This is a genomic window from Comamonas kerstersii, from assembly GCF_002056725.1.
GTDB lineage: Bacteria > Pseudomonadota > Gammaproteobacteria > Burkholderiales > Burkholderiaceae_C > Comamonas > Comamonas kerstersii.
In genome coordinates, this window is record NZ_CP020121.1 from 658,217 (window position 1) to 682,241 (window position 24,025).

At 61.2% G+C, this 24,025-nt stretch carries 24 protein-coding genes; 6 read left to right on the forward strand and 18 right to left on the reverse strand.

All coding sequences use genetic code 11. The features are described from left to right. The first annotated feature begins 57 nt into the window (after window positions 1–57). Complete coding sequence (locus B5M06_RS03095; protein ID WP_054066168.1) at window positions 58–960, forward strand: LysR family transcriptional regulator; 903 nt, start codon at window positions 58–60, stop codon at window positions 958–960. 64 nt (window positions 961–1,024) lie between these two features. Here the strand turns inward: B5M06_RS03095 and B5M06_RS16800 are convergent, their stop codons facing one another. From B5M06_RS16800 to pyrC, 4 genes are all read right to left on the reverse strand, one after another. Beyond that, window positions 1,025–1,588 (reverse strand): YXWGXW repeat-containing protein, encoded by a 564-nt coding sequence (locus tag B5M06_RS16800; RefSeq protein ID WP_114070910.1) that lies wholly within the window; start codon window positions 1,586–1,588, stop codon window positions 1,025–1,027. 159 nt (window positions 1,589–1,747) lie between these two features. Beyond that, the gene (gene htpX, locus B5M06_RS03100) at window positions 1,748–2,623 is read right to left on the reverse strand and encodes a protease HtpX (protein WP_054066167.1); all 876 of its coding nucleotides are present in this window, start codon (window positions 2,621–2,623) and stop codon (window positions 1,748–1,750) included. A gap of 95 nt (window positions 2,624–2,718) precedes the next feature. Continuing rightward, on the reverse strand, window positions 2,719–3,543 hold the full coding sequence (locus tag B5M06_RS03105; RefSeq protein WP_054066183.1) for a DUF3025 domain-containing protein: 825 nt from the start codon (window positions 3,541–3,543) through the stop codon (window positions 2,719–2,721). Between the two features lie 118 nt (window positions 3,544–3,661). Continuing rightward, on the reverse strand, window positions 3,662–4,705 hold the full coding sequence (gene pyrC / locus B5M06_RS03110) for a dihydroorotase (protein WP_054066166.1): 1,044 nt from the start codon (window positions 4,703–4,705) through the stop codon (window positions 3,662–3,664). A 100-nt stretch (window positions 4,706–4,805) separates the two neighbouring features. Between pyrC and B5M06_RS03115 the strand changes: the two genes are divergently transcribed. Further along, window positions 4,806–5,576, forward strand: coding sequence for a siderophore-interacting protein (locus tag B5M06_RS03115; RefSeq protein ID WP_240183986.1), 771 nt, complete (start codon window positions 4,806–4,808; stop codon window positions 5,574–5,576). 104 nt (window positions 5,577–5,680) lie between these two features. Here B5M06_RS03115 and B5M06_RS03120 read toward each other — a convergent pair whose 3' ends face one another. From B5M06_RS03120 to B5M06_RS03140, 5 genes are all read right to left on the reverse strand, one after another. Continuing rightward, window positions 5,681–6,418, reverse strand: a complete 738-nt coding sequence (locus B5M06_RS03120; RefSeq protein WP_054066164.1) for an amino acid ABC transporter ATP-binding protein — start codon at window positions 6,416–6,418, stop codon at window positions 5,681–5,683. 30 nt (window positions 6,419–6,448) lie between these two features. Continuing rightward, window positions 6,449–7,120, reverse strand: coding sequence for an amino acid ABC transporter permease (locus B5M06_RS03125; protein ID WP_054066163.1), 672 nt, complete (start codon window positions 7,118–7,120; stop codon window positions 6,449–6,451). A 3-nt stretch (window positions 7,121–7,123) separates the two neighbouring features. After that, window positions 7,124–7,879, reverse strand: coding sequence for an amino acid ABC transporter permease (locus tag B5M06_RS03130; RefSeq protein ID WP_054066162.1), 756 nt, complete (start codon window positions 7,877–7,879; stop codon window positions 7,124–7,126). A 107-nt stretch (window positions 7,880–7,986) separates the two neighbouring features. Next, window positions 7,987–8,883, reverse strand: coding sequence for an amino acid ABC transporter substrate-binding protein (locus B5M06_RS03135; protein ID WP_054066161.1), 897 nt, complete (start codon window positions 8,881–8,883; stop codon window positions 7,987–7,989). Window positions 8,884–9,169: 286 nt separating this feature from the next. After that, the gene (locus tag B5M06_RS03140; RefSeq protein WP_054066160.1) at window positions 9,170–10,120 is read right to left on the reverse strand and encodes a LysR substrate-binding domain-containing protein; all 951 of its coding nucleotides are present in this window, start codon (window positions 10,118–10,120) and stop codon (window positions 9,170–9,172) included. 244 nt (window positions 10,121–10,364) lie between these two features. On the opposite strand from B5M06_RS03140, the gene B5M06_RS03145 reads away from it, so the two are divergent. From B5M06_RS03145 to B5M06_RS03155, 3 genes are read left to right on the forward strand one after another with little or no spacing between them, the layout of a single operon-like run. Continuing rightward, entirely contained in the window at window positions 10,365–10,913 is a 549-nt protein-coding gene (locus B5M06_RS03145) for a TRAP transporter small permease (protein ID WP_054066159.1), read from the forward strand. Then, a complete protein-coding gene (locus B5M06_RS03150; RefSeq protein WP_054066158.1) occupies window positions 10,910–12,208 on the forward strand; it encodes a TRAP transporter large permease in 1,299 nt (432 codons plus the stop codon). Before B5M06_RS03145 ends, B5M06_RS03150 begins: the two co-directional genes overlap by 4 nt. Window positions 12,209–12,252: 44 nt before the next feature. After that, on the forward strand, window positions 12,253–13,290 hold the full coding sequence (locus B5M06_RS03155) for a DctP family TRAP transporter solute-binding subunit (RefSeq protein WP_054066157.1): 1,038 nt from the start codon (window positions 12,253–12,255) through the stop codon (window positions 13,288–13,290). Between the two features lie 128 nt (window positions 13,291–13,418). Here B5M06_RS03155 and B5M06_RS03160 read toward each other — a convergent pair whose 3' ends face one another. From B5M06_RS03160 to B5M06_RS03175, 4 genes are all read right to left on the reverse strand, one after another. Continuing rightward, window positions 13,419–13,775 (reverse strand): DUF1304 domain-containing protein, encoded by a 357-nt coding sequence (locus B5M06_RS03160; protein ID WP_174566390.1) that lies wholly within the window; start codon window positions 13,773–13,775, stop codon window positions 13,419–13,421. Window positions 13,776–14,045: 270 nt separating this feature from the next. Then, a complete protein-coding gene (locus B5M06_RS03165) occupies window positions 14,046–15,866 on the reverse strand; it encodes a Na/Pi cotransporter family protein (RefSeq protein ID WP_205245358.1) in 1,821 nt (606 codons plus the stop codon). A gap of 193 nt (window positions 15,867–16,059) precedes the next feature. Then, window positions 16,060–16,992, reverse strand: coding sequence for a 2-hydroxyacid dehydrogenase (locus tag B5M06_RS03170; protein WP_054066181.1), 933 nt, complete (start codon window positions 16,990–16,992; stop codon window positions 16,060–16,062). A gap of 39 nt (window positions 16,993–17,031) precedes the next feature. Further along, a complete protein-coding gene (locus tag B5M06_RS03175; protein ID WP_054066155.1) occupies window positions 17,032–18,852 on the reverse strand; it encodes an ABCB family ABC transporter ATP-binding protein/permease in 1,821 nt (606 codons plus the stop codon). Between the two features lie 45 nt (window positions 18,853–18,897). Between B5M06_RS03175 and B5M06_RS03180 the strand changes: the two genes are divergently transcribed. Continuing rightward, the gene (locus tag B5M06_RS03180) at window positions 18,898–19,350 is read left to right on the forward strand and encodes an acyl-CoA thioesterase (RefSeq protein ID WP_054066154.1); all 453 of its coding nucleotides are present in this window, start codon (window positions 18,898–18,900) and stop codon (window positions 19,348–19,350) included. A 306-nt stretch (window positions 19,351–19,656) separates the two neighbouring features. On the opposite strand, the gene B5M06_RS03185 is transcribed toward B5M06_RS03180, so the two are convergent. From B5M06_RS03185 to B5M06_RS03205, 5 genes are all read right to left on the reverse strand, one after another. Beyond that, window positions 19,657–20,259, reverse strand: a complete 603-nt coding sequence (locus B5M06_RS03185; RefSeq protein ID WP_054066153.1) for a bactofilin family protein — start codon at window positions 20,257–20,259, stop codon at window positions 19,657–19,659. 146 nt (window positions 20,260–20,405) lie between these two features. Further along, complete coding sequence (locus tag B5M06_RS03190) at window positions 20,406–20,897, reverse strand: thioesterase family protein (RefSeq protein WP_054066152.1); 492 nt, start codon at window positions 20,895–20,897, stop codon at window positions 20,406–20,408. Window positions 20,898–21,291: 394 nt separating this feature from the next. Next, window positions 21,292–22,080 (reverse strand): enoyl-CoA hydratase, encoded by a 789-nt coding sequence (locus B5M06_RS03195; RefSeq protein ID WP_054066151.1) that lies wholly within the window; start codon window positions 22,078–22,080, stop codon window positions 21,292–21,294. A 66-nt stretch (window positions 22,081–22,146) separates the two neighbouring features. Beyond that, window positions 22,147–23,004 (reverse strand): acyl-CoA thioesterase, encoded by an 858-nt coding sequence (locus B5M06_RS03200; RefSeq protein ID WP_054066150.1) that lies wholly within the window; start codon window positions 23,002–23,004, stop codon window positions 22,147–22,149. A 1-nt stretch (window position 23,005) separates the two neighbouring features. Beyond that, the gene (locus B5M06_RS03205) at window positions 23,006–24,025 is read right to left on the reverse strand and encodes an alpha/beta hydrolase family protein (protein ID WP_080025153.1); all 1,020 of its coding nucleotides are present in this window, start codon (window positions 24,023–24,025) and stop codon (window positions 23,006–23,008) included.

Sequence of the window (24,025 nt, forward strand, 5' to 3'; positions counted from 1 at the left end):
CTGCATAAATTGACAGAGTGTCAAATAACTTTGAACAATAACAAGGGAAAACCCTAGATGGACCTGCAATCGCTGACCTTGCTGGTGGAAATCATTGACAGCGGCAACCTCAGCCAGGCGGCACGCAAGCTCAAGATGACGCGCGCCAACGTGAGCTACCACCTGGCCCAGCTGGAAAAGCAGGTGGGCGTGCAACTGGTCAAGCGCACCACCCGGCGCGTAGAGCCCACCGAGGTGGGGCTGCGCCTGTACGAGCATGGCCGCAACATCCACAACGAAATGCTGGCTGCACGCGAGACCATCACCAGCCTGGGGCAGGAACTGCGCGGGCGCGTAGGTATCAGTGTGCCCAGCGGCTATGGGCAGATGGTGATGAGCCCGTGGCTGATCGAGTTCAAGCAGCTGTACCCCGGCATCGTGCTGGACGTACTGTTTGAAAACCGTGCCGACAACCTGCGCGATGAGGTCGATATTGCGATCCGGGTGATGCCGGAGCCCCCGCTGTCCGTGGTGGCGCGTGCGCTGGGCGATGTGCGCTATGTGGCCTGCGCCTCCAAAGGCTATGCCGCACAGCACGGCCTGCCCAAGACGCTACTGGAGCTGCGTGCCAGCCCCTTGATTACCTCGGGCGTGATTGGCCGCCAGCTGCGGCTTTCGGCCTATCAGGGGCTGGAGCGCCAGGAAGTGATGCTGGAGCCCACGCTCAGCTCCGAGCACTTTCCGTTTCTGCGCGAAGGCATTCTGGCGGGGCTGGGCGTCGGGCTGGTGCCCGACTATGTGGTCAAGGACCAGATTGCCAGCGGCGAGGTGCTGACCACCTTGAGCGAATACCGCCTGAGCATTTTTGGCACGCAAATGTATCTGCTGTATCTGCCCAACCGCCACCAGACCAAGGCGGTGCGCACCTGCATTGACTTTCTGCTGGCCAGAGCACGTGGTGAAACGCCACCCAGCCACTAAAACAGCAAAAAGCCCGCACTTAGGCGGGCTCAGCACGCTGCGTTCAGACTTCAGACATTAGCTGTCAGGAGCGTTGGCGTGCATCATCACGGTCACGCCGCGATGGCCTGTGCTCCCGCCCCTCATCACGGCGCTGCGGACTGGGCCGTGCATGCTCGGGCCGAGGCTGGCTGGGGCGAGCATGTTGCTGCGGTGCAGGTCTTTCATGCAGCCGCATCTGTGGGGGACGTGGCCTGCTGTCCGGGCGCAGCATCGGCGGGCGTGGCTGCGGCGCAGGCATGGCCTGATGCGGTCGTGGCGGCTGTATATGCGGGCGGTGTGGTGGCGGCGGAGGTGGTGCGGGGCGATGGCCCGGCGGCATCCAGTACCCAGGTCGCCAGTCATAGCGGCTGCCCGTCCAGAACCAGCCCCCTGCCTGCCAGACATGCCGGGGAGAAGGTGCGCGGTAGCGGTAATCCACACGCGGCGGTGGCGGGTAGCCATAGGTGGTGTAGACGGTCGTGCTGCTGTAGCTACTGTCTACCGGTGGCACCACACAGCCGCTGAGCAAGGCCGCGCCACCCAGGCAGGCCACCACGGCAGCGCAGCGCATCCAGCGGCTGTTAGGCAAGGCAATCGACTGTGGCATGGCGGCTCCTTGTTCATGGGCTGGGGCAGCCCGTACCTGTACATAACGAAAAACCCCGGTCAGATGCTGACCGGGGTTGGTGTCACGGCGGTAAAGCCTGCGTAAAGATGGGATGCAAGTTGTGACAGCGGATGAAGCCCTCAGGGCTTCATACCTCTATCAATACTGGCTGCTTTGCAGGGCTGCAATACGCTCTTCAATCGGAGGGTGGGTAGAGAACAGCTTGCCGACATGGCCGGTAATACCCATGGCTTCCACCGTCTTGGGCAGCTCACCGGGCACCATGCCACCCAGACGTGCCAGGGCGTTGATCATGGGCTGCTTGCGGCCCATCAGCTGCGCAGCGCCTGCGTCGGCGCGGAATTCGCGCTGGCGCGAGAACCAGGCCACGATGATGGCAGCCACAAAGCCCAGCAGAATGTCCATGACGATGGTGGTCACGTAGTAGCCAATGCCGGGGCCGGAGTTTTCGCTGTCGCCCTTGCGCAGGAAGCTGTCCACGGCGTAGCCGATGATGCGCGACAGGAACACCACAAAGGTGTTCATCACGCCCTGAATCAGCGTCATGGTCACCATGTCGCCATTGGCAATGTGTGCCACTTCGTGGCCGATCACGGCCTCGACTTCTTCACGCGTCATGCCTTGCAGCAAGCCGGTAGACACCGCCACCAGGGCGTTGTTCTTGAAAGCGCCAGTCGCAAAGGCATTGGGTTCGCCTTCGTAGATACCCACTTCAGGCATGCCAATGCCGGCCTTGTCGGCGAACTTGCGCACGGTGTCCAGAATCCAGGCTTCATCAGCGTTGCGCGGCTGTGTGATCACATGCACGCCACTGGTCCACTTGGCCATGGGCTTGGAGATCAGCAGCGAAATGATGGCGCCACCAAAACCCATGATGAAGGCAAAGCCCAGCAGTGCGCCCAGATTCAGGCCGTTGGCGGTCAGAAAACGGTTGACGCCCAGCAGGCTGGCCGTAATACCCAGCACGGCCACGACGGCAATGTTGGTCAACAGAAAAAGTGCAATACGTTTCATGGGGTGTGATTCTCCTCAAAGAGGGGAAAACAAATGACTGTGTATGGATGTATGGGCAATGGTGCCCCATTTCAAGCAGCGCCCGCTGGTTAGCGTCATGTTGTGGGGCGCGCTGCGCGAAACACTAGAGGATCATCATAAAAGGAAAGTTCCTCGTTCTGTGGCCACCACCCCGGCACACCCAGTACGGGCAAAGGGCTGAAGGGTTTGGTGGCCAGCACATCGGCACAGACAAGCATGTCGCGTGCCACATGCGCATCCAGCGCGCTACTGACCGCATCGCCAGATGCCTGCAGGGCGGCAGCTGTGTCTGGCGTCCACGGCAGGCACAGCACATGGGCGGTCATCGGCTTGCGTGGCTGCACCAGTTTTTCCAGCAGGGCATGGCCCACCGGCCACAGGCAGCTTTGCGCCCACAGCGGGCGCAGCTCCACCATCAGGCGCTGCCACTGGCGCGCACGCAAAGCCTCCACCAGCGGCTGCGGTGCCAGCCAGATGGCGCCGTTTTCGTCCAGCACGGTGATGGCATCGCGCAGCGGCCCCCGGCGCTGGCCCACACCATCGCGCGCAATGGCCTGTGCCTGCAGCTGGTTCAGATGGAGCTTGAGCTGTGGCCAGTGCAGCCAGATCAGCCCGTTGAAAACGTCGTGCAAATGGTCCCGCGTAGGCACGCAGCGCTGCTCGCGGATAAAGGTTTCATACGCCACACCGTCCGGCAGTGCCTCCTGTGGCACAAAGCGCAGACCAGCCTCCTGCAGCGCAGCAGGCAGATACTGGTTCAGCGCCGCATGCACAGGCAGCCCCTGCGCAATCTGTGCCACCATGGGCTGGCCAATGCGCGCCACGCTGGCCAGCCAGGGGCGGGACCAGTCGATGCTGGACACCCACGCATGCGGTGCAAAGGGGTTGATGGTGTCCATGACAGATGCGATACGTGCTTCATTCATAAAAAAGGAGCTGCCAGCGCAGCTCCTTCAAGGCTTTGGACTATAAAACTATTGCAAATGCTTGATTAGCAAGCGCAAGCAGCTATCAGTTTTAATCCACCATCTTCCAGGGCAGGGCTTCACCAAAGCGCAGTGGCTTGAGGATGGCACCTTCGCCGTACTCAAAGCTCGCAGGCGGTGTCCAGCTTTCCTTGACCAAAGTGATGGTGTCGGTATTGCGGGGCAGACCGTAGAAATCTGCACCGTTGAAGGACGCAAAGGCTTCCAGCTTGTCCAGCGCACCGGCGTTGTCAAACACCTCGGCATACATCTCGATGGCAGCATGGGCGCTGTAGCAGCCTGCGCAGCCGGTGGCAGCTTCCTTCAGATGGGCTGCATGCGGCGCGCTATCCGTGCCCAGGAAGAACTTCTTGCTGCCGCTGGTCGCAGCCTGCACCAAGGCCAGACGGTGGGTTTCGCGCTTGAGGACGGGTAGGCAGTAAAAGTGCGGGCGCACGCCACCCAGGAAGATGGCATTGCGGTTGAACAGCAGGTGCTGGGGCGTGATGGTGGCAGCAAGAAAGTCATCGGCCGCAGCCACGTATTCGGCCGCTTCCTTGGTCGTCACGTGCTCCATGACGATCTTGAGTTCTGGGAAGTCTTTGCGCAGTGGCTTGAGCTGCTGCTCGATGAACACAGCTTCGCGGTCGAACAGGTCAATGCTCTGGTCGGTCACTTCACCGTGCACCAGCAGCACCAGGCCTTCGCGCTGCATGGCTTCCAGCGTGGGGTAGATCTTGCGCAGATCGGTCACGCCGTGGTCGGAGTTGGTGGTAGCACCTGCGGGGTAGAGCTTGCAGGCCACCACGCCTGCGGCCTTGGCGCGCACGATTTCCTCAGGGGTGAGGTTATCGGTCAGGTACAGCGTCATCAAAGGCTGGAACTTGCTGCCTGCTGGCACGGCCGACAGGATGCGCTCGCGGTAGGCGGCCGCCATCTCGGCCGTGGTGACCGGTGGCTTGAGGTTGGGCATGATGATGGCACGGCCCATCTGGCGTGCGCTGTGGGGCACCACGCAGCGCATGGCATCGCCATCACGCACGTGCAGGTGCCAGTCATCGGGGCGGGTAATGGTCAGGGTCATGGGGGAAGTCATAGCCCTATTGTCACATTGACTGCCTGCGCGCCACGCAACACATGGCGTGCATAATGAGAAACGCTCTCAATTGAAAAGAAGAAAAGCTATGACACAGGAAATGACAACGACAGCACCCGCCTTTGAGCGCGTGCGCCACCCCTTCAAGGCCCGCCATCTGCAGCTGCTCTCGCGCGAACAGATCAGCCCCGGTTTTCTGCGCCTGACGCTGGTCGGCGAGCTGCGCGACTTCTGCAGCGATGGCTTTGATGACCACTTCAAGCTCATCCTGCCGCAAGATGGCCTGGAAAAGCCCCTGCTGCCCCAGATGGTGGATGGCAAACCCTTGATCGACGGCCCCCGCCCCACCATGCGCGACTACACACCGCTGCGCTGGACCACCAACACCCTGACCGTGGACTTTGCCCTGCACGAGCACGGCCCCGCCACCGAATGGGCACGCACGGCCCCCATGGGCTCCTGGGTAGGCGTGGCTGGCCCACGCGGCTCCATGGTGATTCGCAAGGACTTTGACTGGTACTGGATGCTGGCCGATGCCAGCGGCATGCCTGCCGTAGAACGCGCGCTGGCCGAACTGCCTGACACGGCACGCGTGACCGTGCGCCTGGCCGTGCCTGCCGCCGACCGCCGCACTCTGACCTCGGAAGCACAGGTTGATCTGCAGTGGGTAGATGCGCTCACCGATGCCGCCCAGGCACTGGAGTGGCCAGAAGGCGAAGGCTTTGTCTGGGCCGCAGGCGAACACAGCGAGATGGCTGCACTGCGCAAGATTGCTGTGGCCAAGGGTGCATCGCCCAAGCGCATGCGCATTGCCGCCTACTGGAAGCAGGGCGAAGCTGCACACCACGCAGAACTGGCCGATCAGGCATAAAAAACCATAGCTTTCAGCGCTTGCTGCATGGGCGCTGAAGGCAGTTTGGGCATAAAAAAAGCCGCTGAAACCAGCGGCTTTTTTGTGGGGTGATGCCTGCTGACTCAGTGCTGCAGGATCTTGCCCAGAAAGTCCTTGGTACGGGGCTGGCGGGCTTCGGGATTACCAAAGAACTCGTCCTTGGAGCAGTCCTCCAGAATCTTGCCGCCCACGTCCATGAAGATCACGCGGCTGGCCACCTTGCGGGCAAAGCCCATTTCGTGCGTCACGCACATCATGGTCATGCCTTCGTTGGCCAGGCCCACCATCACGTCCAGCACTTCACCCACCATTTCGGGGTCGAGCGCTGAAGTGGGTTCGTCAAACAGCATGACCATGGGGTCCATGGACAGGGCACGCGCAATCGCCACGCGCTGCTGCTGACCACCCGAGAGCTGACCGGGGAACTTGTCCTTGTGTGCCATCAGGCCCACACGGTCCAGCATCTTCAGGCCGCGCTGCTTGGCGTCGTCCATGCTGCGGCCCAGCACCTTGACCTGGGCAATGGTCAGGTTCTCGGTCACGGTCAGGTGGGGAAACAGTTCAAAGTGCTGAAACACCATGCCGACCTTGGAGCGCAGCTGAGGCAGATTGGTCTTGGGCTCATGCACGGCAATGCCATTGACCCAGATCTCCCCCTTCTGGATGGGCTCCAGCGCGTTGATGGTCTTGATCAGTGTGGACTTGCCCGAGCCCGAAGGGCCGCACACCACCACCACTTCACCCTTTTGGATGCTGGTGGAGCAGTCGTTCAGCACCTGAAAGCTGCCGTACCACTTAGAGACGTTCTTGAGTTCAATCATGAATAAATCCTCAATCCTTCAGACCACGCATCAGCGGATGATGGCAATCTTCTTGTGCAGACGTTTGACCAGATACGACAGGCTGTAGCAGATCACAAAGTACGCAGCCGCCGCGGCCAGATAGGCTTCCATGGGGCGACCAAAGTTCTTGCCCGCCACCTCAAAGCCCTTGAGCATGTCGTAGGCGCCAATGGCATACACCAGCGAGGTGTCCTGAAACAGAATGATGGTCTGTGTCAGCAGCACGGGCAGCATGTTGCGGAAGGCCTGTGGCAGCACCACCAGACGCATGTTCTGGCTGTAGCTCATGCCCAGCGCCTGACCGGCATAGACCTGGCCACGCGGAATCGACTGAATGCCCGCGCGCATGATTTCGGAGAAGTACGCTGCCTCAAACGCGATGAAGGTGATGATGGCCGACAGGTCCGCGCCAATGGGCTTGCCGATGATCATGGGCATCAGCAGGAAGAACCACAGGATCACCATCACCAGGGGAATGGAGCGCATGCCGTTGACGTAGATCGTCGCAGGCAGCACCAGCCAGGCCTTGCCAGACAGGCGCATCAGCGCCAGCAGCGTGCCAAAGAAGACACCACCCAGCGTGGCAATCACCGTCAGCATCACGCTGAAGTAAAAGCCCTTGAGCACGAACTGGCTGATCAGCTCCCAGTTATAAAAAGACCAATCAAGTGCGAGATTCATGGCTTAGTGCCCTCCTGCCGCAGAGGCTGCAGACAAGCCCGGCACGCGGGTACGTTTTTCAATGAAAGCCATGATGCGGTTGATGGCGAAGGCCGAAATCACATACAGCCCCGTCACCGCCATGTAGACCTCAATGCCACGGCCGGTTTCTTCCTGCGCCTGCATGGCAAACAGCGTCAGCTCTGTCACCGACACCGCAAACGCCACGGACGAGTTCTTGAAGATATTCATGGTCTCGCTGGTCAGCGGCGGAATGATGATGCGCAGCGCATTGGGCAGCAGCACATAGCGGTAGGTCTGCCAGGTGGTAAAGCCCATGGCCAGACCGGCATAGCGCTGACCGCGGGGCAGCGCCTGAATGCCGGAGCGCACCTGCTCTGCAATACGCGCCGAAGTGAAAAAGCCCAGCGCCAGCACCACAAGGATGAAGCCGGAAACCGACTTCATGGCAGGGAAGATGGCTGGCACCACGTGGTACCAGATAAAAATTTGCACCAGCAGCGGGATATTGCGAAACAGCTCCACCCACGCATTGCCAAAACGCACCGTCCAGGGGCGGTTTTCCAGAGTACGCAAGGTACCGATCACCAGGCCAGCAGCCAGGGCCAGCGCCAAAGCCAGCAAAGACACAGACACGGTCCAGCCCCAGGCCGACAGCATCCAGTCCAGATAGGTGATGTCGCCGTCAGAGCCGAAGCAGCTGCCGCGCACTTCACGATCGATGGTGTCCTCGCAGAACACCTGCCAATCCCAATTCATAGGATTTCCTTCCACTTAAACCTGCAATGGACCAGCGGTGCAGCTGGCCCGGAAGCAAAAACGCCCCGCTCCGCGTTCCGGCAGGCGGGGCGTTTTTCACTGATGGATCAGTTGTTGTAGGCTTCCTTGGGCTTGTTGTTGGGGTTGTTCCATGCCTCACGCGTAGCGTCAGACAGGGGCAGACCCACGGCCACATTGGCAGGAGGGATAGGCTGCATGAACCACTTGTCCCACAGCTTTTCCAGCGTGCCGTCCTTGACCTGGCGGGCGATGGATTCGTTCACGGCCTTCAGGAACTCAGGATCGTTCTTGCGCACCATGCAGGCGATGGGCTCGGTAGACAGTGCTTCACCCACGATCACGAAGTCACCCGCGTTCTTGGACTTGGAGATATTGCCCGCCAGGATGGAGCCATCCATCACGAAGGCGTCCGCACGGCCGGTTTCCAGCAGCAGGAAGCTGTCGGCGTGGTCCTTGCCCATTACGTTCTTGAATTCAATACCTTCGGCACGCTTGTTCTGGCGCAGCAGCTGCACCGATGTGGTGCCTGTGGTGGTGGCCACGGTCTTGCCGTTCAGGTCCTTGACATCCTTGATACCAGAGTCCTTGCGGGTGGCAATGCGCACCTGCTCGATATAGGTGGTGTTGGCAAAGTCCACGTCCTTCTGACGGTTCATGTCATTGGTGGTCGAGCCGCACTCGATGTCCACCGTACCGTTGACCACCAGAGGAATACGGTTCTGCGAGGTCACAGGCTGGTATTTCTTGTCAATCTTCTTGCCCAGCTTCTTTTCCAGATCAGAAACAATGTTCTCGGCCATTTCGGTGTGGAAGCCCACGTACTTGCCATCACCCAGTGTGTAGCCCAGTGCGCCCGAAGACTCGCGCACCCCCAGCGTGATGCTGCCCGACGAATTGATCTTGGACAGCGTGTCATTGGCCTGTGCCATTGCACTACCTGCCGCCAAAGCCATCACCGCTACCGCCAGCAAATGTTTCTTCATAGAGTGCTCCTCTGATCAAACTTGGTGAACATGCATGCTTGTATACGAATGCATAGAGTCATGCCTGCTACGCATAACGAGAAACTATTGTCATGCAAGCGACACGTCAAATTCCAGCCTCAGCATCGCCAAGTGGAATGACTACCATCGTAAAAGCTATATCTGTGCCAGAAACACAAGTTTCTCTAGTGAAAACCCTGAAATCGCATATTGCGTGGAGACCATGAAAAAAAAGCGACTTCCCTGAAAGAAAGTCGCTTTTTTCACAGTCTGATTGCAATGGTGGTCAGTCTGCCTTCTTTTTCTCCTGCTGCACCGCCTGATGCTGCAGAAAGCTCCACAGGGCTTGGCCTACGGACTTGTGGTTGTCCTTGCTGGTTGGCTTTTCACGGTAAGCCAGCACATCCATGGGCAGCTGGAATTTGCTCGAACCAGCGGGCACGGCACTGACCAGACGCCCGCTTGCCAGTTCATTGCGTACGGCACTAAAAGGCAGGAAGGCCACACCATGGCCTTCAATGGCCATAGCCTTCAGACCTTCAGCCATATCGGTTTCATAGACACGCTCCAGATGCACGGGCATGTCCGCTTCCTTGAGCAGCAGCTCCGTCAGGCGGCCCAGATAGGCTCCGGGACCATAGGCCAGGAAGGGCAGGGACTGCGTTGCCGTGCCGGGCAAGGTAAACAGAGGATTGCCATCGGCATCCGGCTTGGCGTAAGGTGCCAGCAGCTCTTCGCCCAGGCGCACCATTTCGTAGCGCGCAGGGTCCAGCTGCAGAGGCTGGGAGCTGTGGTGATAGGCAATCAGAAAGTCGCAGCCGCCCTCGACCAGGCGCATCACGGCGTCGTGCACATTCAGGGCAATCAGACGGCTTTTGAACGGCCCGAACTGCTCCTGCACCTGCGACACCCAGGCAGGGAAAAATGTGAAGGCCAGGGTATGGGGCACAGCAAAGCCCACCATGCCCTTGTCACTACTGGCATGGGCACGCAGCATGGAGCGGGTGCTTTGCAATGCCTGCAGCATCTCCAGCGCCTGCTCATACATGGTCTTGCCTGCGGGGGTGAGACGCGTGGGATAGGAGCTGCGGTCGACCAGATCAGTCCCGGCCCATGCCTCCAAGGCCTGTATCCGGCGCGAGAACGCCGGTTGGGTCACATGTCGCAGCTGGGCGGATCGGCTGAAGCTGCGCGTTTCAGCCAGACTGACAAAGTCTTCAAGCCATTTGGTTTCCATAACCGCGATTATCGCCTTGCCGCAATCTGACGGCAGGTGAACTTGCACATAGTCAATATGAATAAATCCACCAATAATGTGGCACGGCGTGCTGGCCACCCTTGCCTGCGCCCCGCATCCGGCTGACGTGCACAACACGGACCAGTCCGGAATCGATATCGAACGCTGGGCCACCCCCAGTTGCCTGCTGCAGTGCAGGGGCACGTTCGGTCATTTGCCTAGCTCTTGTTTCCGATTCCGCGACATGTCTGACCACCATCCCAGCCCGGCCGCCAAGGCCGAAGGCTCTGCCGAGCCACGTTCTCTGCGTATTGAAGACTGGCTCACCGTCATCATCATGGCCCTGCTGGCCCTGATTACCTTTGCCAATGTGCTGGTGCGCTACTTCACGGATGCCTCGTTCGCCTGGACCGAGGAAATCTCCATCTTTCTGATGATTGTGCTGGCCCTGGTCGCAGGCAGTGCCGCTGTCGCACGCGACCAGCACATCCGCATCGAGTTTTTCACCAGCCGTGGTTCTGCAGCCCGAAAAAAGGCGCTGGCGCGCCTGGGCTCTGCCTGTACTGCTCTGCTTTTTGCCATCATCGCTGTGCTCAGCACCCGCCTGGTCTGGGATGAATGGCGCTATGAAGAAACCTCGCCCGGTATCGGCGTGCCGCAGTGGTGGTACTCCATCTGGCTTCCAGTTTGCTCGCTGGCCATCACGCTGCGTGCCATCGGCCTGTTCATCCGCCAGGGCAAGCGCTCGTATGAAGACGTGACCCCAGAAGACAAGCAGGGAGACAAGGCATGATTGTGACCCTGCTGTTTGTCGCCTTTCTGGTGCTGATGTTTCTGGGCGTGCCCATCGGGGCTGCGCTCGGACTGGCAGGCGCAGCCTGTATCGCACTGGCCAATATGGACGTGCAGTGGTTCGGCCTGCTGGCCGTGCCACAGAACTTCTATGCAGGCCTGGGCAAGTACCCCCTGCTTGCCATTCCCATGTTTGTGCTGGTGGGCTCCATCTTTGATCGCTCTGGCGTGGCGGCCCGTCTGGTGAACTTTGCGGTGGCCATCGTGGGCCGCGGCCCCGGCATGCTGCCGCTGGTTGCCATCTGCGTGGCCATGTTCATGGGCGGTATCTCTGGCTCTGGCCCCGCCACGGCAGCTGCCGTAGGTGGCGTGATGATTGCCGCCATGGCACGTGCAGGCTACCCTGCCCCCTTTTCCGCCAGCGTAGTGGCAGGCGCTGCCGCGACGGACATACTGATTCCACCCTCGGTGGCCTTCATCGTGTACTCGGTGCTCGTGCCCGGTGCATCCGTACCTGCGCTGTTTGCTGCGGGCGTTTTCCCCGGGATTCTGGCCGGGCTGGCGCTCATCATTCCCGCCGTATGGATGGCGCGCCGCCACAAGATGGGCCAGCTGGAAGCCAGCCTGCCCCGGCCACCGTTCTGGAAAAGCCTGCGTGAAGCCATCTGGGGACTGGCCGCACCCGTGGTGATTCTGGGCGGCATGCGCGCTGGCTGGTTTACCCCGACCGAAGCCGCCGTAGTGGCCGTGTTCTACGGTCTGTTCGTCGGCATGGTGATCCACCGCACCATCAAGCTGCGCGATTTGTTTGACATCTTCCGCGAGGCGGGCGAGCTGTCCGCCGTCATCCTGCTGGTGGTCTCGCTGGCCGGGGTCTTCGCCTTTTCGCTGTCCACACTCGGCGTGATTGACCCGATCACCCGCGCCATTGTGAACTCGGGCCTGGGCGAAACCGGCATCCTCGCCCTGCTCATCGTGATGCTGCTGGTGCTGGGGATGTTCCTGGACGGCATTTCCATCCTGCTGATCTTTGTGCCACTGCTGGCGCCGCTGATGCTGCACTTCCAGTGGGATGTGGTCTGGTTCGGCGTGCTGCTGGTGCTCACGGTGGCCATTGGCCAGTTCACCCCACCCATGGCCGTGAACCTGATGGTGGCCAGCAAGATTGCTGCCGTACGCATGGAGCAGACCACCCGCTGGGTGATCTGGCTGGTACTGGCCATGTGCGTTGCCATGCTGCTGGTCGCTGTTTTCCCCCAGATTGCGCTGTGGTTGCCGCAGCGGCTGGGCTATTGATTTTTCTTTCGCACAAAAACTCAAGCTTCATAAGGAGACAAGCCATGAAACTGCGTAGCTTTCTGACGGCCACCGCCGCTGCCGCCACCTTGCTGACTCTGGGCCTGCCCACGGCCCATGCACAGCCCAAGTACAAGGATGAGTACCGCCTGTCGGTCGTGCTGGGCACGGCCTTTCCATGGGGCAAGGGTGCAGAAATCTGGGCCGACAAGGTGCGCGAGCGCACGGATGGCCGCATCAATATCAAGCTCTACCCCGGCACCTCGCTGGTGCAGGGTGACCAGACCCGTGAATTCAGCGCCATTCGCCAGGGTGTGATCGACATGGCCGTGGGCTCGACCATCAACTGGTCGCCCCAGGTCAAGGCCCTGAACCTGTTCTCCCTGCCCTTCCTGTTCCCGGACTACGCCGCCGTGGACGCCGTGGTGCAAGGCCCCGTGGGTGAAGAAATCTTCAAGACCATCAACAAGGCCGGCGTGCTGCCACTGGCCTGGGGCGAGAACGGCTACCGCGAAATCTCGAACTCCAAGCGCCCCATCACCAAGCCTGAAGACCTCAAGGGCCTGAAGATCCGTGTCGTGGGCTCTCCCCTGTTCCTGGACACCTTCACCGCACTGGGCGCCAACCCCACACAGATGAGCTGGGCAGACGCCCAGCCTGCCATGGCCAGCGGTGCCGTGGATGGCCAGGAGAACCCCATCCCCGTGTACATGGCTGCCAAGCTCAACACCGTGGGCCAGAAGTACCTGACCCTGTGGGGCTACATGAACGATCCGCTGATCTTTGTGGTGAACAAGGACGTGTGGAAGAGCTGGACGCCTGAAGACCAGGCCATCGTCAAGCAGGCTGCACTGGATGCTGCCAAGGAGCAGATCGCCATCTCCCGCAAGGGCACCATGGAAGCTGACAAGCCGCTGATCAAGGATCTGAATGCCCTGGGCGTGGAAGTGACCGATCTGACACTGGAGCAGCGCAAGGCCTTTGCCGATGCCACCAAGAGCGTCTATGCCAAGTGGAAGCCACAGATTGGCACCAACCTGGTGGAAATGGCAGAAAAAGCCATTGCCGAGCGCAAGCAGTGATGCATTCCGGGGCCTGACCGGCCCCGCTTGCACGGCGCAGACCCACGCACGGTCTGCGCCGTTTTTTTATGCCTGCCCCACCCGCACCCGTGCCCGCAGGGGCGGCGCAGGCCGAGGCATGCGCCGGCTCACGCCGCCAGCACGGCGGCCAGGGCCAGGGCGGCCGGCACGGTCTGGATGAACAAGATCTTTTTGGACGCCGTCATCGCACCATAGACCCCAGCGACCATGACGCAGGCCAGAAAGAAGACCTGGAAGGCCAGCCCTTCGGCGCCCATGCACAGGCCCGTGATCAGCCCCGCGGCCAGGAAGCCGTTGTACAGCCCCTGGTTGGCCGCCAGCACCTTGGTCTGCTGGGCCTGCTCCTGCGTCATGCCGAATGCCCGGCGGCCCTGGGGCTTGGTCCACAGAAACATCTCCAGCACGAGGATGTAGAGGTGCAAGATCGCCACCGCGGCGACAAGGAAACTGGCCAGCCATTGCATGTGTGAGGCTCCCGATGTGTGTAGTGATGGTGGAGGCCCCTGGGCTGCGCCCCACAGTGGCGCCCATGGGACAACGGGCGCACGCCAGCGCCGGGGTCCCCCATCTTAGGGGCGCCGCCTGCGCAGCACCAGCCGGGTTGCCACGGAGCACGCGGCCCGCGCACCACGCCATCGGAACTGGCGAACGCCGCCACAGAGCCCAGCGACATCAAGAAAAGTAGCTACCTGCGCACGATGGACCTGGGCTAGCGGCCTTTTGGATGCCTATCCTCACGCCGCCTGAATCAGCGGCGCATCCCCCATCAGCAGCTGCTGCTGGCGAATAGCTTCGTGCCCCTCACCCAGCAGCAGCACCTGGCGCAGCACATGGATGATGGTCTGGGCAAAGCCCAGGTCATTCATCAAAGAGCTGACGGTCAGACTGTCAAGCAGACCACCGCGGATGGCTGCAAACAGATGCTTGCGGAACTGGGCATCAAACGCGGCGATGCTGGCATCCAGCGCATGCAGCTCCTGCGTCCATTGCGACTCAGGCATGTCCGCCACGCTCAGGGCATGGATGTCGCGCAAGGTCTGCAGCATGTACAGGCGCAGCTCCAGATAGCTGCTGCGCGCGGCGGAGTCATCGGGCTGCATCAGGAATTTGTGCATATTGCGCTGCAGGCGGTGGGCATCCTTGACCGCATCTACCAGCTGAAAGGCCGCCACCTGGCTGCTGTGCCAGAACGCCTGCTGCGCGCCATCCAGCGGCTGATCCATGCGACCCATGAACTCCAGCAGATCGGCATACACCCCCTTGATGTGGTTGCGGTAGAGCACATCGGCATTGATGGCCTGGTGCTCCAGACGGCTGCGCAGCTGCGGGTCTTCGCGCTCCGGGCCATGGCGCACATCAGGTGGTGCATACAGCGCGTGGGCCACCACCTCCAGCGCCAGACGTGCCATGTGCTGCAACTCCTTGGCCACGGCACTGCTGGCACTTTCTGCCGTCTGCAAGGATGTGGTCTGCAGATAGCGCGCCCGTGTGAGCTGTACCACCTGCCCAGCACCGGTTTCAATCAGCACCGAAGGCTCCTGCGCGTCAGGCAACCAGCGCTCCAGCGCCTGGGCCAGCTGCTGCTGAAAAGGCCAGAACACCAGCACGCCCATGGCATTGAACAGGGTATGGAACATGGCCAGCTGAATCAGGGTGTTGTCACCCATACCCATCCAGCCTGTGGCGTGCACGACCAGCCAGGTCATGGGCGGCAGCAGGAAGAAGGCAATCACCGTCGTCGTACCGTTGAACACCATGTGTGCCACCGCCAGACGCTGACCGCTGCGCGCGCTGCCAATCAGGCCCATGACACCTGTTGATACGGCCGATCCCAGGTTGGAGCCAATAGCAATGGCCAGCGCCTGATCCAGCGCCAGCTGCTGGCTGGCCAGTGCAGCCAGTGTCAGCATCAGCGTGGCGTGGCTGGACTGCACGACCACCGTGATCAATGTCCCCACGCCCACAAACAGCAGTGCACCCATCGCACCATCGGCGCTGTAGCGGTCCAGCCGCAGATCCCCAAAGCTGGAGAAGCCGGACTTGATCTCATCAATGCCCATGAAGATCAGCGAAATGCCCAGCAGCAGACGACCTACGGCCTTGCCCCTGTCGCCCGACATGCCCAGCAAAATGCCAAACACCAGCAGCGGCATGGCCACTTTGGACATGCTGATGTTCTGCCCTGCCAGTGCCAGCAGCCAGATACCGCTGGTGGCACCCAGGTTGGCACCAAACAGCACGGCGATGCTGCCCACCAGCGTGATCAACCCGGCACTCAGAAAAGCAATGGTCAGCAGCGACACCAGTGTGCTGGACTGCAGCAGCAGACTGGCGACCGAGCCAAACAGCAGCCCCTTGAAGGGCGTGGATGTGCTTTTGCCCAACCACTGCTCCAGCCTGCCGCCGGCCAGGTTCTTCAGGCCCTGCTCCAGGCTTTGCATGCCGAACAGAAACAGCGCCAGCCCGGCACACAGCTGCAGCCAGCCGCTACTCCACCAGAACGACCACGCCAGCGCCGCCAGCGCCAGAACCATCAGCGAATGTTTGGAATACACAGGGCTGAACACATCACACCTTTTTTTCAGTTGTTCTTTTTGCTGGGGTCTCTAACTACCCCATACACCCAGCTTGCATGGGCATGCACAGCGCGCAATGCTGCAGGCAATGCTGCAGGCAGTGCTGCATTACTAGCGCGCAGGATGTAAGCAGTTGTCAACGAAACCGCGCAGTGTAAGTGGCAGACTGCACTTAGATCGGGGTGATTAGGGATTGCCCGGAGAAATATCGCAAGCTGTTGTCTAGGAACAAATCCACGGTGGCCTGCACGGCCTCGGGCGACCAGCCCGCCACATGCGGTGTCAGCACCACCTTGCTGCTGTCCAGCAGTTCGGCAGGCGGCAGCGGCTCGCTCTCATACACATCCAGCCCGGCTCCCGCCAGACGACCTTCATGCAGGGCCTGCGCCAGCGCGGCGGTGTCGATCACCGAGCCACGCGCGATATTCACCACATAGCCCTGTGGGCCCAGCGCATCGAGTACCTGGGCATTTACCAGATGCCTGGTGGCTGCGCCACCGGGCGTGGCAACCACCAGCACATCGGCCCACTCGGCCAGCCCCAGCACGCTGTCGAAGTAGGTGTGGGACACCCCCGCCTTAGGCTTGCGGTTGTGATAGCCCACAGGCATGTCAAAGCCCTCGGCGCGGCGGGCAATCTTTTGGCCGATGGTGCCCAGCCCCAGAATGCCCAGGCGCTTACCCGAGACATTGGGCGGCAGCTCAATGGCATTGCGCCATACGCCCTGGCGCGTGAGCTTGTCCAGATGCACGATGCCGCGCACAGCCGCCAGCACCAGGCCAAAGGCGTGATCGGCCACGCAGTTGTCGTTGGTGCCAGCACCGTTGAACAGGCCAATGCCACGCGCACGGGCATGGGCCAGATCAATGTTTTCATAGCCTGCACCCAGCGCCCCGACCAGACGCAGGCGAGGCATGGCATCCATCTGCGCAGCGCTCAGGCCAATCGCACCAATGGTCAGCACCACCTCCACCTGCGCGCCATGCTCGGCAATGGCCTGTGCACACTGCTGGGCATCGGGGGCGTACAGCACCTCAAAGTGCTGGGCCAGCTGGTCACGGTGTGCTTCCGAGAGCACATGCAAAACAAGGAGAACAGGCTTCAAGGCAGACATGGCAGAAAAGGTCGGTCAAGGTCAAAGCGCCTATTCTGAATGCTCTGCGCTTTGTTGCAGCGCCCACATTTGGGCATAGCGGCCACCTTGGGCCAGCAAGTGTGCGTGTGTGCCGCGCTCGATGATCTGGCCACCGTCCATGACCAGAATCTCATGGGCATCGACCACGGTAGACAGGCGGTGTGCAATCACCAGTGTGGTCTTGCCCTGAGCGGCGCTGGCCAGTTCCTGCTGAATGGCACGCTCGGTCTGGCTGTCCAGCGCTGAGGTCGCCTCATCAAAGATCAGTATCGGCGGGTTCTTGAGCAGGGTGCGCGCTATGGCCACGCGCTGCTTTTCGCCGCCTGAGAGCTTGAGTCCACGCTCCCCCACCCTGGTGGCATAGCCCTTCGGGGTAGAGATGATGAAGTCATGAATGCGCGCAGCCTTGGCGGCTTCCTCCACCTCCTGCTGGGTGGCTCCCGTGCGGCCATAGGCGATGTTGTAGGCCACGGTATCGTTGAACAGCACGGTGTCCTGCGGCACGATGCCAATGGCGCGGCGCAGGCTGTCCTGCGTCACACCACGGATGTCCTGACCCGCAATGGTGATGCGGCCGCTTTGCACGTCATAAAAGCGGTACAGCAGGCGTGCCAGCGTGCTCTTTCCTGCGCCGGATGCACCGACCACGGCCACGGTCTTGCCCGCTGGCACGCTAAAGCTCACGCCCTGCAGGATGGGGCGTTCTGGGTCATAGGCAAAGCGTACCTCTTCAAAGCGTACCTCGGGCTGTTCGTGCAGCTGCAGCGGCTGGGCCGATGGCTGATCTGCCACCTCGCGCTCGCGGTCCATGAGGGTGAACATGCGCGAAAGGTCTGCCATGCTCTGCTTGATTTCGCGGTACAGCGTGCCCAGAAAATTCAGCGGTATGTACAGCTGAATCATGAAGGCATTGATCATCACAAAGTCGCCCAGCGTCAGCGTGCCTGCCACCACCCCCTGCGTGGCGCGCCAGAGCATGGCCACCAGCGCCGTAGCAATGATGAGCTGCTGGCCGCCATTGAGCAGACTCAGCGTGCGCTGGCTTTTCAGACGTACGCGGCGCAGCTCCTGCAGGTTTTCGTCATAGCGGTGCGCCTCAAAGTCTTCGTTGTTGAAGTATTTGACGGTTTCGTAGTTCAGCAGCGCGTCCACCGCCTTGGTGTGGGCGGCCGAATCCTGCGCATTCGCGGCGCGCCGGAACTGCGTGCGCCACTCCGTGAGCTTGACGGTGAAAGTGATGTAGCACACCAGCGCCACGGCTGTGATGGCTGCAAAGCCCCAGTCAAAGCTCACCGCCAGAATGCCCAGCACCAGCAGCATTTCAATCAAGGTGGGCAGGATGCTGTAGAGCGAATAGGACACCAGTGACTCGGTGCTGCGCACTCCACGCTCGATGTCACGCGTCATGCCGCCGGTCTGGCGCTCCAGGTGAAAGCGCAGACTCAGACTCATCAGATGGCGGAACGTGGACAGTGCTATCGCGCGCGATGCCCCCTGCGTAGCCTTGGCAAAGACCAGATCGCGCAGCTCGGTAAACAGCGAGGTCGAAAAGCGCAGCGCCCCGTAGGCCAGCAGCAGCCCTACGGGGACGACCAGCAGCGCCTTGCCATCGCCCGGCTTCACATCCAGCGCATCCACCAGTTCCTTGAGCAGCAGCGGCACACCCACCACTGCCAGCTTGGCTGCCACCATGAACAGCAAGGCGGCCAGCACGCGCCATTTGTACTGCCACAGATAGGGGAGCAGGCGCCGCAGGGCGGCCCATTCCGCAGCATTAGCCACTGAAGTGCTGGAGGGATCTGGTGTTTCGTGTGAACCGCTGCGACGCATGGAGGACAATCCGGGTCTGTTTGTTTTACTGCCGAATTGTCACCCATGCCTCGTTCTCCTGACTTGCCCAGCGTTGCACTGCCTACTGATAAAGAGCTGGTGCTCAAGGTTGTTCCCATGCCAGCCGACTGCAATGCCAATGGCGACATCTTTGGTGGCTGGGTGATGTCTCAGGTGGACCTGGCAGGCTGCACACTGGCCATGCGCCTGGCCGGTGGTCGCATGGCCACCGTGGCTGTGAAAGAGTTCATCTTCAAGCACCCCGTGCGCGTGGGCGATGTGGTGTCGCTGTATGGCTGCATTACCCACGTAGGCCGCACTTCGGTGACCGTGGACATGGAAGTGTTTGCCGAGCGCATGAGCCACCAGGGCCAGTACGTCAAGGTGACCGAAGCCGTGCTGACCTATGTCGCCATTGATGACGAAGGCCGCCCCCGCCCGCTGAACACACCTGCACCGGAAACTGCGCCTACGGCCATCCTGCCCCAGCAGGACTGAGGCGGGGCAGGCTTTTTCTCCCACTGTTTCTTTTCCCTCCCCGCTGGGTGAGGGTGGGGGCCAAGCTGGTGCATGCTGCCCAACCTGCTCAGATTCCAGGCACTGCCGGCCCCCATCCCTGCCTTCCCCCAGAGGGGGTAGGAGAAAATGCCCCTCACCCTGACCCTCTCCCGTAAACGGGAGAGGGAACAAAGCTGGGATGCAACGCCCTCTCCCACTTGTGGGAGAGGGCTGGGGTGAGGGTTTGCCAAGGCTTATGCATCACCTCGATGGTGAGGCCCTGCACCACCTGGGCCGCGCGGGCACTCAGGCTGATGTTGCTTCTGCCGTCTTGGGCTTGCTGGCTGCTGCCGTACTGCTGGTCACGGCCTTGGTACGCTGCCCTACGCCCACTTCAATCTCGCCCGAGAGCTGGCCACCCTCCTCAATCACGATCTTGCCGTAGCGAATCTTGCCGCTGACGCGCCCGGTGCTGTGGATCACCAGCTTTTCACGCACGGTCAGCGAGCCCGCAAACTCGCCATGAATCTCGGCAATATCAATTTCTGCAGCACCGTGAAAAGCGCCCTGCTGCGCAATGTGGATGACGCGCGAATCCATGGTGGCCTCGACCGTCCCCTCGACCACCAGTGTGTCGCAGTCCGTAATTTCTACGCCCTTGAGCTTGATGTTGGGGCCTACGGTCAGCTTGCTGCCGCCCTGGTCTGCCGTATTGCTGGAAGCACTTGCCGCAGCAGGCGCAGCACTGTTGCCATGGACCATGCTGCTGGGAACAGATTCGTGCACGGTGGATGCAGCAGGCTCTGCTGCGGCGTTGCCTGCAGGTCTGAAGCCGCCCACGGGATTGCTGGGGCGGTTGACAAAGCTTTGCGGCTCTCGCTTGGAAAAGAATGGGTTGCTCACGGTCATGGATCCTCCTCAATGAAAGTCTTGAGCATAGGAATCCTGCCGCTGCACACGCTCGCTGGTTTCGCAACAGCCGTAAGCAAAGACTACGGTTGTGGCGTCTGCTTACGTGTGTTGCGCTCTCAAACAGATAGCACGGCGCTGCAGACTCAGGAAACAATATACGCAGCCATGCCAGCGGAGAGCAGCTCGCCCGTTTCACTCAGAAACTCCATGCGTGTCGTGGCCACGCGCGAGCCCAGACGCAGCACTTCCGCACGCACCACAAAGCGCTGACCAATGCCTGGGCGCATATAGTCCACGCGCAGGTCAATGGTGCCAATACGGCCAAAGCGTTCCACGCGCTGCTGCCATGGCTCTGCCATGTGCTTGGCACCCAGGGCGGCCATGACGGCTACGCCACCCACCGCGTCCAGCGCCGCGCTGATGGCACCGCCGTGGATGCGGTTGATGGCCGGGTGCCCCACCAGATCTGGCTTCATCTCCATGCTGGCCAGGGCCGTGGTGGCATCAGCACTTTCCAGCTTCAGCCCCAGCACTTTGTTGAAGCTGACGTATTCCTCCGTCACATGCTTGAGTGCGGCCAGAAACTCGGGCTCGAACTGCAGCGCCTGTGCAGACTGGGATGGCTTGGGTGTCATGGCATGAACCTCTCTCAAAAAAAGAGCTGCCAGCGCTTGATATTGCTTGGTTTTCGGATGAAATCATTTGAAAACCAAGGTATTACGTGCGCTGGCAGCTTTTGTTTTTATAGCTCGGTATTCAGGCCAGCTTAGAGCTGGCTGAAATCGGGCTTACGTTTTTGGTGAAAGCGCAAACCTTGGCTTCGCCATTCGGCGGAGACAAGCTCCGCCTCGATTTCAGCACTTGCTGAAATCAGGTTTTCTCTTTTGGCGAAAGCACTCGCCCGCTGCGCGGTACGGCCTGCTTACGCATGCCTACCGACTTCAGCACCTGCTGAAGTCTGGCTTTCTTTTCTAGTGAAAGAGTAAACCTTGGCTTCGCCATTCGGCGGAGACAAGCTCCGCCTCGATTTCAGCACTTGCTGAAATCAGGTTTTCTCTTTTCCATAAACGCGGTAAAGGCTTCGCGGGCAGCGGGCTCAACCAGCATGCGGCTGAAGCTCTCGCCTTCGGTCGCCATCTGCGCCTTGATGGCGTCGCGCTGGCCGGCCTTCATCAGGCGCTTGGTTTCGATCAGTGCCGACATGGGCTTGGCCGCCAGCTTGGCCGCCTGCGACTGGGCATAGGCATTGACCTCGGTCGGTGGCACCACGCGATTGACCAGGCCCACTTCGAGCGCGGCTTCTGCCATGAAGGGTTCACCCAGCATCAGCGCTTCGGCGGCGCGGTGGTAGCCCATCAGGCGGGGCAGCAGCAGACTGGATGCTGCTTCAGGGCACAGACCCAGGTTCACAAAGGGCAGCGAGAAGGCGGCGTTGTCACCGGCATAGACCAGATCGCAATGCAGCAGCATGGTGGTGCCAATGCCAACGGCCGGGCCTGCCACGGCAGCAATCAGGGGCTTGGGGAAATCGGCCAGCGCATGCAGGAACTGGAACACGGGCGCTTCCTGGGTCAGCGGCTGGCCACTCTGGCGGGCAAGGAAGTCGCCAATGTCATTGCCCGCGCTGAACACGGTGGCATCGCCCTGGATCACCACCACGCGCACGGCCTCGTCGATCGCTGCGCTGCGCAGCGCTTCAGCCAGCGCCGCATACATGGTCTGAGTGATGGAGTTTTTCTTGTCCACACGGTTGAAAGTAATGGTGCACACACCGGCTTCGGTATGCACCAGGATGTCTTGGTGAGCGGTTTCTGTCATAGGTTTTCCTGAATAAAGCAACAAGGCAGCACAGCACAGCACAGCGCTGGCTGTGCCGTTGCCGCCTTATTCCTTGTAATAAACGATCTGGTGGCTGGTCGCCAGCAGGCTGCCTTCGGCATCCCAGAGCTGGGCGGTCTGGTCAAAATAGCCATTGCGAAATGCCTGTGCACTGGCCTGTGCCAGCACATGGCGATCTGCCTGCTGTGCCAGCTGTTCGGAGCCAGCGTGGAAATATACGGTCATACCGACCGTGCCTGCAGGTACCCGGCGCGCACGCTGCAGCCAGATACGGGGAAAAAACACATCGCACAGGGCCGCCAGCGCCGGAAAGTCCAGCGGACGTGGCGGGTCATCGCGCACCCACAGCTGGGAAATGCTTTCCTGCCCGCTGTCGTCCCAGACCGTGGGAATCGCCCCCTGCACCACACGCATGTCGTAGCGGTGCAGCCATTCCATGGCGCCCTGGGTGTCGTAACGCTCGCAGGTTGCAGGATCTGGCATGGCAGGTGGGTCCAGGCTGTCCATGCTGAAGGTCTCACGCCGCACGGCGGTGATTACCGTAGCGGTGGTGCAGATCTCGTATTCGCCTTCCGCATTGCGCTGGCCCATGCTCACGGTCCAGTGCTGGGTCGAACGGTTGGTGCGCACAGCCACGGCTTCGATGCGCATATCACCACTGGCCACAGGCCCGGCAAAGTTGACGGTGATGGAAACCGGCTCACCCAGCAGGTTGGGCTGGGCCAGCACAGCCTGCAGCATCTGTGCGGCCGTAATCCCTCCATAGGGGCCGACCATGTTCCAGTAGGCCGCAGGCGCAGTGGCCTGCATGCTGCCGTCGTGCTGCGGCGTCATGCGCAGCGCGACATCCAGCGGATGGAAACCTGACACAACGGTGGTGTTGGCGTCTTGAACGGTGCTCATATCATGGGTTCTCCGAGAAAAGCTCACCCTGACCACACTGCCTGCTGGCAGCCATGGCCCTGCGTTCCATGCCCATGACTGTAGCGCCATTGCTTGCAGAGGGCTGACCTTTAGGCGTCACCTCTCCCAGATTCCAGCGCTCCAGCACCGCGAGTGCGCGGGGCCACAGGCTGAACTCCATCTCGGAACGAAAGAACCCAAAGTGCCCGATACGGCGACCAGGCACATCCAGCATGCGCAGGCGTTCGATGCGCTGCGCGCTGTTGCGGTACCAGCCGACCAGTGATGCCGTGGAACGCCACGACATCATCTCGTCGTCCTCGACCGAAAACGCATGCACGGGGTAACGTGCCGCTGCATATGCCTTGCGCAGTGCTTCACCCTCTACCCCAATGCCATAGTTGGGGTGGAGACACCATCTGCGCCACTGCCAGAGCACGCCCGCAGGCAGATTGCCCACCAGCCCCAGCTTTTTGCCCGGCAGGCAGCCGCACACGGCCGTGACCACCGGCGCAATCACATGCCACCACAGCAGCACCTTGCGCCGCGTGGGCGGTGCGTTATCTCGCCAGTAGCCGCTGCCGCTGGCAATGGCCAGCATGCCGTCAATGGGCATATCACTGCCGTTGATGCCGGGCAGCTGCGCCCCCACGCTGTGGCCCAGCCAGTACAGCGGCAACTGCGGAGCCTGGGCACGCACATGCTGGGCCACGGCGGCGCAGTCGGCTGCCCAGTCCAGCAAGTTGGCCTTGGCCTTGCGCAGCGGCCCATGCAGTGACTCCGCATGCCCACGGTAGTCAAACGTGGTCACGGCATAGCCGTGGGCAGCCAGCCACTGGGCAAACGCCGTGTAGTAGCGCTGTGGCACGCCCACCGCCGCCGCAATCACTGCCTGGGCATGTACCGGTGCATCCACAGGCTGGCAGCGCCGCAGCGCCAGAGGGCCAGCGACGCCGGGCACCTCCAGACTGAGCGACTGCCAGCGCACGGCGACTGCGTAATCCGTGGCTGCATCGTCCAT

What these genes read in the sequence shown, in the direction of transcription:
- B5M06_RS03190 (WP_054066152.1), bottom strand. Translation starts at nt 20,897, where the DNA reads ATGACACCCAAGCCATCCCAGTCTGCACAGGCGCTGCAGTTCGAGCCC.
- B5M06_RS03115 (WP_240183986.1), top strand. Translation starts at nt 4,806, where the DNA reads ATGACAACGACAGCACCCGCCTTTGAGCGCGTGCGCCACCCCTTCAAG.
- B5M06_RS03120 (WP_054066164.1), bottom strand. Translation starts at nt 6,418, where the DNA reads ATGATTGAACTCAAGAACGTCTCTAAGTGGTACGGCAGCTTTCAGGTG.
- B5M06_RS03175 (WP_054066155.1), bottom strand. Translation starts at nt 18,852, where the DNA reads ATGCGTCGCAGCGGTTCACACGAAACACCAGATCCCTCCAGCACTTCA.
- B5M06_RS03145 (WP_054066159.1), top strand. Translation starts at nt 10,365, where the DNA reads ATGTCTGACCACCATCCCAGCCCGGCCGCCAAGGCCGAAGGCTCTGCC.
- pyrC (WP_054066166.1), bottom strand. Translation starts at nt 4,705, where the DNA reads ATGACTTCCCCCATGACCCTGACCATTACCCGCCCCGATGACTGGCAC.
- B5M06_RS16800 (WP_114070910.1), bottom strand. Translation starts at nt 1,588, where the DNA reads ATGCCACAGTCGATTGCCTTGCCTAACAGCCGCTGGATGCGCTGCGCT.
- B5M06_RS03135 (WP_054066161.1), bottom strand. Translation starts at nt 8,883, where the DNA reads ATGAAGAAACATTTGCTGGCGGTAGCGGTGATGGCTTTGGCGGCAGGT.
- B5M06_RS03105 (WP_054066183.1), bottom strand. Translation starts at nt 3,543, where the DNA reads ATGGACACCATCAACCCCTTTGCACCGCATGCGTGGGTGTCCAGCATC.
- B5M06_RS03095 (WP_054066168.1), top strand. Translation starts at nt 58, where the DNA reads ATGGACCTGCAATCGCTGACCTTGCTGGTGGAAATCATTGACAGCGGC.
- B5M06_RS03160 (WP_174566390.1), bottom strand. Translation starts at nt 13,775, where the DNA reads ATGCAATGGCTGGCCAGTTTCCTTGTCGCCGCGGTGGCGATCTTGCAC.
- B5M06_RS03125 (WP_054066163.1), bottom strand. Translation starts at nt 7,120, where the DNA reads ATGAATCTCGCACTTGATTGGTCTTTTTATAACTGGGAGCTGATCAGC.
- B5M06_RS03200 (WP_054066150.1), bottom strand. Translation starts at nt 23,004, where the DNA reads ATGAGCACCGTTCAAGACGCCAACACCACCGTTGTGTCAGGTTTCCAT.
- B5M06_RS03150 (WP_054066158.1), top strand. Translation starts at nt 10,910, where the DNA reads ATGATTGTGACCCTGCTGTTTGTCGCCTTTCTGGTGCTGATGTTTCTG.
- B5M06_RS03180 (WP_054066154.1), top strand. Translation starts at nt 18,898, where the DNA reads ATGCCTCGTTCTCCTGACTTGCCCAGCGTTGCACTGCCTACTGATAAA.
- B5M06_RS03155 (WP_054066157.1), top strand. Translation starts at nt 12,253, where the DNA reads ATGAAACTGCGTAGCTTTCTGACGGCCACCGCCGCTGCCGCCACCTTG.
- htpX (WP_054066167.1), bottom strand. Translation starts at nt 2,623, where the DNA reads ATGAAACGTATTGCACTTTTTCTGTTGACCAACATTGCCGTCGTGGCC.
- B5M06_RS03205 (WP_080025153.1), bottom strand. Translation starts at nt 24,025, where the DNA reads ATGGACGATGCAGCCACGGATTACGCAGTCGCCGTGCGCTGGCAGTCG.
- B5M06_RS03195 (WP_054066151.1), bottom strand. Translation starts at nt 22,080, where the DNA reads ATGACAGAAACCGCTCACCAAGACATCCTGGTGCATACCGAAGCCGGT.
- B5M06_RS03130 (WP_054066162.1), bottom strand. Translation starts at nt 7,879, where the DNA reads ATGAATTGGGATTGGCAGGTGTTCTGCGAGGACACCATCGATCGTGAA.
- B5M06_RS03140 (WP_054066160.1), bottom strand. Translation starts at nt 10,120, where the DNA reads ATGGAAACCAAATGGCTTGAAGACTTTGTCAGTCTGGCTGAAACGCGC.
- B5M06_RS03185 (WP_054066153.1), bottom strand. Translation starts at nt 20,259, where the DNA reads ATGACCGTGAGCAACCCATTCTTTTCCAAGCGAGAGCCGCAAAGCTTT.